Source organism: Chryseobacterium sp. 2TAF14 (assembly GCF_052115105.1).
GTDB lineage: Bacteria > Bacteroidota > Bacteroidia > Flavobacteriales > Weeksellaceae > Chryseobacterium.
Window position 1 is genome coordinate 1 of record NZ_JBFRGA010000161.1, and the last position, 6532, is coordinate 6532.

The following is a 6532-nucleotide window of genomic DNA, read 5'->3' on the forward strand; positions in this document are numbered from 1 at the left end:
GTTGATGAGATCGGTAAATATTCTGTAAGTCCTTCTACAATGGCAATAATTATTGCTTTGATTAAATCCATTTTATAATAAATAAATTAAGTTGATGAGATCGGTAAATATTCTGTAAGTCCTTCTACAATGGCAATAATTATTGCTTTGATTAAATCCATTTTATAATAAATAAATTAAAAAGATTAAGAAATTTAGAAATTTTACAGCACGTGTAAATTCCTGAATTTCTTAATCTTAAAATAAAAAACTGTAATTCTATTTTCTTTTTAAAATTGCATACACTTCAATTGCGAAACCAATCACAACCAACAACGGCGCAATTCTGATCCTTCTGATTGAAAAAATATCATCGTTCCAGACATTAGGATCTAATTTTCCGTTTACAGTGTTTGCATCAGGTCCCATCATCAGAAGGAAACCGACAACGATGCATGCAAGACCAATCAGCATCCATTTGAAATTCTGCTTACCGAAGTAAAAAGTATTTTCGTCGGAAACTTTTGTTTCGTTACCATAATCTGATGCCGAAAATTTATTTGTTTTTTTGCTCATTTTTTTATGAATAATATAAATCGTCAACATTTGATCTCAAGAACCTCCATGTTGCAACAATTGTGCTTAATACGGTGATAAATAAACCCACACCAAATATAGAAACCACCAGCCAAATATACTGATTTGTATCTTGTACGAAAGGTGTTTTGATAACCGTCGTAAAATAATACCAGATTCCGAAAAGTGCCAAAAGACCGATCACCGCACCAAGAAGACCTAAAATAAGTGCTTCTTTAATGAATGGCGTTAAAATAAATCTTCGTTTTGCACCCACCAACTGCATCGTTTTGATGATAAATCTTTTTGAAAAAACTTTCAGACGAATCGAGTTGTTAATCAATACAATTGCTAAAATCAGGAATAATATACAGAATCCTAAAATCCATTTTAAAATCCTGTTCAGGTTATCATATATTTTCTGAGAATCGGTATCGTTTTTTACATCTTTTATTCCTGGAACAGCTCTCAATTCTTTTAATACATTGGCTGTTTTAACAGAATCTGTATAGCCAGCTTTCAGAGAAACTTCTACCGATGCAGGATAAATATCTTCTTCAAAAAGCGCTTCTGTATCAATTCCCAAACTTTTTTTGGCTTCAGCTGTAGCCATTTTTTTGGTAATGTATTTGGTACGTTTTACCGCTTCCATTTTATTAATTAATTCAACAGCAACGGCTTCCTGTTTTGCTATTTTAGCCGAATCTTTGATGTCGTAATTTTCATCAAAATAAGCGTTTACTACAAGCTGCTCTTTCAGATAGTCGGAATATTTTTGAGCATTGATTAAAATAAGCCCCATTAATCCCAACAAAAACAGCACTAATGCGATACTTACTACGACAGTAATATTGCTGGATCGAAGCCTTTTCTTATTAAACTCATCTACAGATTTAGCCATTAATATTAAAATTTTTGGCTAAAATAGAAAAAATCTTCCGAAATTTGGGACGAATTATAGAAAATCATTGTTAACGAAATCATAAAAAACTTTGAGTGTAAAAGCAAAAAAACACCTCGGTCAACACTTTTTGACCGACGAAAATATCGCCAGAAAAATTGTAGAAGGACTGAGCTTTGAAAACTACGGAAACGTACTCGAAGTAGGCCCCGGAATGGGAGTTCTTACCAAATATCTTATTGAAAAAGAGCAAAAAGTATTTCTTGCAGAGATTGATAACGAATCAATTGAATATTTAAAAAAGAATTACGAAAAAATCACCGAAGAGACTTTTGTGGGTGATTTTCTTAAGCATGATTTTGCAGGGCTTGAAAACGAGCAAATCGCCATTATCGGAAATTTCCCGTACAATATTTCGTCACAGATTCTATTTAAAATTGTAGATCATTACGAGCAGATTCCTGAAATGGTAGGAATGTTCCAGAAAGAAGTTGCAGAGAGAACTGCCGCTGTTCCACGAACAAAAGATTACGGGATTTTGTCTGTGCTTATTCAGGCTTATTATGATGTAAAATATCTTTTTACGGTACATGAAAATGTTTTTAATCCGCCACCGAAAGTAAAATCGGGAGTGATAAGACTGACCAGAAATCCTAAAAAAGGTCTTGCCGGAAACGAAATACTTTTTAAGCAAATCGTAAAAGCAGGATTTAATCAGAGAAGAAAAAAACTTTCTAATGCGCTGAAAATTTTAAATATTCCTGAAGCATTAAAAACGCATGAATTTTTAGATAAAAGAGCTGAAGAGCTTAGTGTTTCAGATTTTATTTCTTTTACTCAACTCTGGAAAGAAAATCAATAAAATAAAAATGCCTTTCAAAAATATGAAAGGCATTTTTATTATTCAACACCGAGAATCATTCTCTGTTTTTCAACATAATCCAGCCCGATCTGCTCATCTTAGTTTTAGACTTATTATATTCAAAATTAAATTTGTACCAATACGTTGCGGTCGGTAATCTTTTTCCACCTACTGTTCCGTTCCAAACCGGTGTTTCTTTTGAAAATTTGAACACTTCTACACCGTACCTGTCATAGATAGAGCCTGTAAAGTTTTTGAAGCTGCCTAAAGAAGTAAGATCTAAAACATCATTAAAACCATCCTGATTTGGAGTAATTACATTATTGATGTGAAGCGTGAAAAATTCTATCGAACCATTACAGCTGGTTCCTTTAATTCTTACTCTTACCGTATAATTTGTATTGTTTAAAAGTCCCGGGAAAATATTAGATTCCTGCCAATTGATCCCGTTATCAATAGAATATTCAAGAGTCTGAAGGTAATTATTGATGGTAGGATTATACGCCGTTACCGTTAAAGTATTATCAGAATAATCCAGATTTGTAAAATATGGTAAAGCTGCAGCATGTACCTTCACTTCAAATTCGTCCTGGCAAATTCCATTATCGATTACAACATTGTAAACACCTAATTGATTGGCAACTATTGTTTGGGTAGTTTCGCCTGTATTCCAAAGGTAGGTATAATTATTACCGGCACCTGCATCTAAAACAATACTGTCTCCTACACACATTTCCACATCTAAAAGCGGAGACGTAATAGCCGGAATAACTTCTATTTTTATTTTAGCAGGCTGAAGAGATTTACATCCTTTCGTTCCGATCGCATAAACCGTAAATTCGGTAGACTGATGCAATGTAACAGTTTGTGTATTGCCGTTTCCACCGAAATTATCCCATAGATAAGTGATCCCTCCTGAAGCGGTAAGCGTTACCGTTTCACCGGCACAAATTCTAAATTGTGATGAAGCAAGCTGAGCAACAGGTGTAACTTCTCTTTGTAAAGTAAGCTCTACAAGTCTACTACAGAAGACACCATTAGAAACAACCACATACAAAATTTGTCCGTCTGTACCGTTATAATCGTAAATATTTGCTATATAATCATTATTTTGAGCCAATGCATCCGCTTGATCTTCATAAAAATGAAATGTTGCGGTTTGCCAGTCATTACTAACAGAAGCTTTTGTTGCATTTAAATTAAATGAAGTCACATCGGGTGTCGTACAAAGAAGGTAAGTTCCGTTATGCGCTTCAGGTGTAGTTCCTCCGTGAATTACAATTGATGCACTTCCTGGACAAGGATTTCCCGGTACACTTACTTCGATCTTGTAAGTTCCAGGTTCTGTTGCTGTAATTGTGTTTGTAGTAGCATTAGGTAAGACTGTTCCATTCAAAAACCACTTATAAACTAAATTTGGTCCACTGGTTGATGCCGTAATTACTTGTGGTGCATTGTCACAAACGTTAATTTCTGGTGGTAATTGAGCTCCTGAAGGATCTAATAAATTTACGCCAATATCAAACGAGCCTGCTTCTAAAAAAACAGCAGAACCATAGCTACTGTCTCTCGCATCAGCTACGACCATTTTGATGTGGTAAGATTGTCCAGGAATTACTGTAGCTTCAGCTGTAAGAGGCGCTGTAGTACCATTATAATTTGTTGCATTGGGCGATAAAGAACCAAAATACTGATCGTTAATCGGACCACAAGAAAAACTTCCCGGAAGAATATTCGGTACGGAAACCGGCCCCGCTCCTCCAGGTAAAACGGCTAGATTTGTGTAAGTAGATCCCGGAGTATTCGGTTTTAATAATAAAGCAAAAGCATCATCATATTGTAACGGCGGACAAGGATAATTTCCCGTATATTCCTCTGAAGCAAAAATATATCTGAATTTCATCTGAGAACTCGTTGGTACAAAGTCAAATTCTAAAACAGCTGCATTATTAATTTGTGTAGTCACCCCAATAGCTGCAATAAGATCAGCATCGCTTCCTCCTCCATTACCATCACTTAAAATATTGGCTTCAGCAGCATTCCCTGCTTTTCTGGCGAAACCAGTTGTTAAAACAATTCCTTCTTCAAAAGGAAAAGTTGAAGTTGCTTTATTAAAATATCCCCAAAATCTGTCATCGTCGGTAACCGGTTGGTTGGGGCTGACTGTAACGTTAGAAATATTAGGAGTTCCGCAAGAACCGGATGTTCCTACCAAAACATCAGTAACTAATTGTGTAGGTGTAAAATTACTTTCAGGATAAGGAGCAACATTTACGTCTATATAATCTCCCGCTTTAGCTGTTGCAGGGATATTTTTTTTTGCCGGAGGTCTTTTTGTCTGTGCATACGTAAAATTGCCTATGGCTAATAGAAATAAAGTTAACCGCAGTATATATTTCTTCATAAATAATATTTTGTTTCAACAAATTTAATAGTTTTTTACATTTACCCTACAAATAACTCTACTTTTTTACACCAATACATAATTATAATCAAAATTTAATATAAGTATCTCAATTTTTAAAAAACCGATTGATATTACCTAATAAAGCTAAATCAGATTAAAAAAGTTAATCCAAAAAGGGTCTCAACTAAAGTAAAAAGCAAAACCTTTTAATTTTAAAGCCGCATAAAATTTATGTCCTTAAATCAGATTAATATTCTTCTGCAAACATCATTTTAAAGAAGCATAAAATGTGATTTTCAGAATTCGATTAAATTCACGATTTTTGCAACTTCAAAATACGATATGTCAGACTTAATCAAAGAAATAGAAAAAAGAAAAACCTTCGGAATTATCTCTCACCCCGATGCCGGAAAAACCACACTTACTGAGAAGCTGCTCCTTTTCGGGGGCGCAATTCAGGAGGCAGGTGCGGTAAAATCCAACAAAATAAAAAAAGGAGCCACTTCAGATTTCATGGAAATTGAAAGACAGAGAGGAATCTCGGTAGCAACTTCCGTATTGGCTTTTGAATATAGAGATCACAAAATTAATATTTTAGATACTCCGGGTCACAAAGATTTTGCTGAAGATACTTATAGAACTTTAACAGCCGTAGATTCTGTAATTGTAGTGATTGACGTTGCAAAAGGTGTTGAGGAACAGACCGAAAAGCTCGTTAAGGTTTGCAGGATGAGAAATATTCCGATGCTGGTTTTCATCAATAAGCTTGACCGTGAAGGTAAAGATGCTTTCGATCTTTTGGATGAAGTTGAACAAAAACTGGGATTAACGGTTTGTCCGCTTTCTTTACCAATCGGTATGGGTAGCGACTTTCAGGGGATCTATAATATCTGGGAAAACAACATTCAATTATTTTTAGAAGAGAAAAAACAGAAAGTTGGTGATACGATCAGGTTTGATGATATTAATGATTCTAAAATAGACGAAGTTATTGGTGAAAAAGCTGCAAAAAATTTAAGAGAAGAATTAGATTTAATACAATCTGTTTATCCTGAGTTTAATCGTGAAGATTATATGAAAGGAGATTTGCAGCCGGTTTTCTTTGGTTCTGCTTTAAATAATTTTGGAGTTCGCGAATTATTGGATGCGTTTATCGACATCGCTCCGATGCCGCAGCCAAAAGAAAGTGACGCACGTTTGGTAAAGCCTGAAGAAAATACTTTTACAGGTTTTGTCTTCAAAATTCACGCAAATATGGATCCTAAGCATAGAGACAGGCTTGCTTTCGTAAAAATTGTTTCAGGAACCTTCAAAAGAAATGAAAACTATTTATTGGTAAGAGAAGGTAAGAAGATGAAATTCTCTTCTCCGAACGCATTTTTCGCAGATAAAAAAGAAGTGGTTGACGAAAGTTTCCCCGGAGATATTGTCGGACTTCATGATACAGGAAGCTTCAGAATCGGTGATACGTTGACCGGAGGTGAAAAATTGAACTTTAAAGGAATCCCTAGTTTTTCTCCGGAGCATTTCAGATATATCAACAATAACGATCCTTTGAAGGCCAAACAATTGGCGAAAGGTATTGATCAATTGATGGACGAAGGTGTTGCTCAGCTATTTACACTTGAAATGAACAACAGGAAAATCATCGGTACTGTTGGAGCGCTTCAGTATGAAGTCATTCAATACCGTCTTGAACATGAATATGGTGCAAAATGCAGCTATGAACCTCTTTCTATGCACAAAGCCTGTTGGGTAGAAGCCGATGAAAAATCTGAGGAATTCAAAGAATTTGCGAGATTAAAAC

The 6532-nt window shown here is 35.1% G+C and carries 5 protein-coding genes; 2 read left to right on the top strand and 3 right to left on the bottom strand.

Features of this window, described 5'->3' with window-relative positions; genetic code table 11:
- Window positions 1-258: 258 nt before the first annotated feature.
- Both AB4Y90_RS14270 and AB4Y90_RS14275 read right to left on the bottom strand, forming a co-directional pair.
- The gene (locus AB4Y90_RS14270; protein WP_441558211.1) at window positions 259-555 is read right to left on the bottom strand and encodes a DUF3098 domain-containing protein; all 297 of its coding nucleotides are present in this window, start codon (window positions 553-555) and stop codon (window positions 259-261) included.
- A gap of 4 nt (window positions 556-559) precedes the next feature.
- Entirely contained in the window at window positions 560-1456 is an 897-nt protein-coding gene (locus AB4Y90_RS14275; protein WP_441558212.1) for a cell division protein FtsX, read from the bottom strand.
- Window positions 1457-1547: 91 nt separating this feature from the next.
- Between AB4Y90_RS14275 and rsmA the strand changes: the two genes are divergently transcribed.
- Complete coding sequence (rsmA, locus tag AB4Y90_RS14280) at window positions 1548-2318, top strand: 16S rRNA (adenine(1518)-N(6)/adenine(1519)-N(6))-dimethyltransferase RsmA (RefSeq protein ID WP_441558213.1); 771 nt, start codon at window positions 1548-1550, stop codon at window positions 2316-2318.
- A gap of 55 nt (window positions 2319-2373) precedes the next feature.
- Here the strand turns inward: rsmA and AB4Y90_RS14285 are convergent, their stop codons facing one another.
- A complete protein-coding gene (locus tag AB4Y90_RS14285) occupies window positions 2374-4722 on the bottom strand; it encodes a choice-of-anchor L domain-containing protein (protein WP_441558214.1) in 2349 nt (782 codons plus the stop codon).
- 345 nt (window positions 4723-5067) lie between these two features.
- On the opposite strand from AB4Y90_RS14285, the gene AB4Y90_RS14290 reads away from it, so the two are divergent.
- A partial coding sequence (locus AB4Y90_RS14290; protein ID WP_441558215.1) for a peptide chain release factor 3 occupies window positions 5068-6532 on the top strand: 1465 nt, incomplete at its 3' end.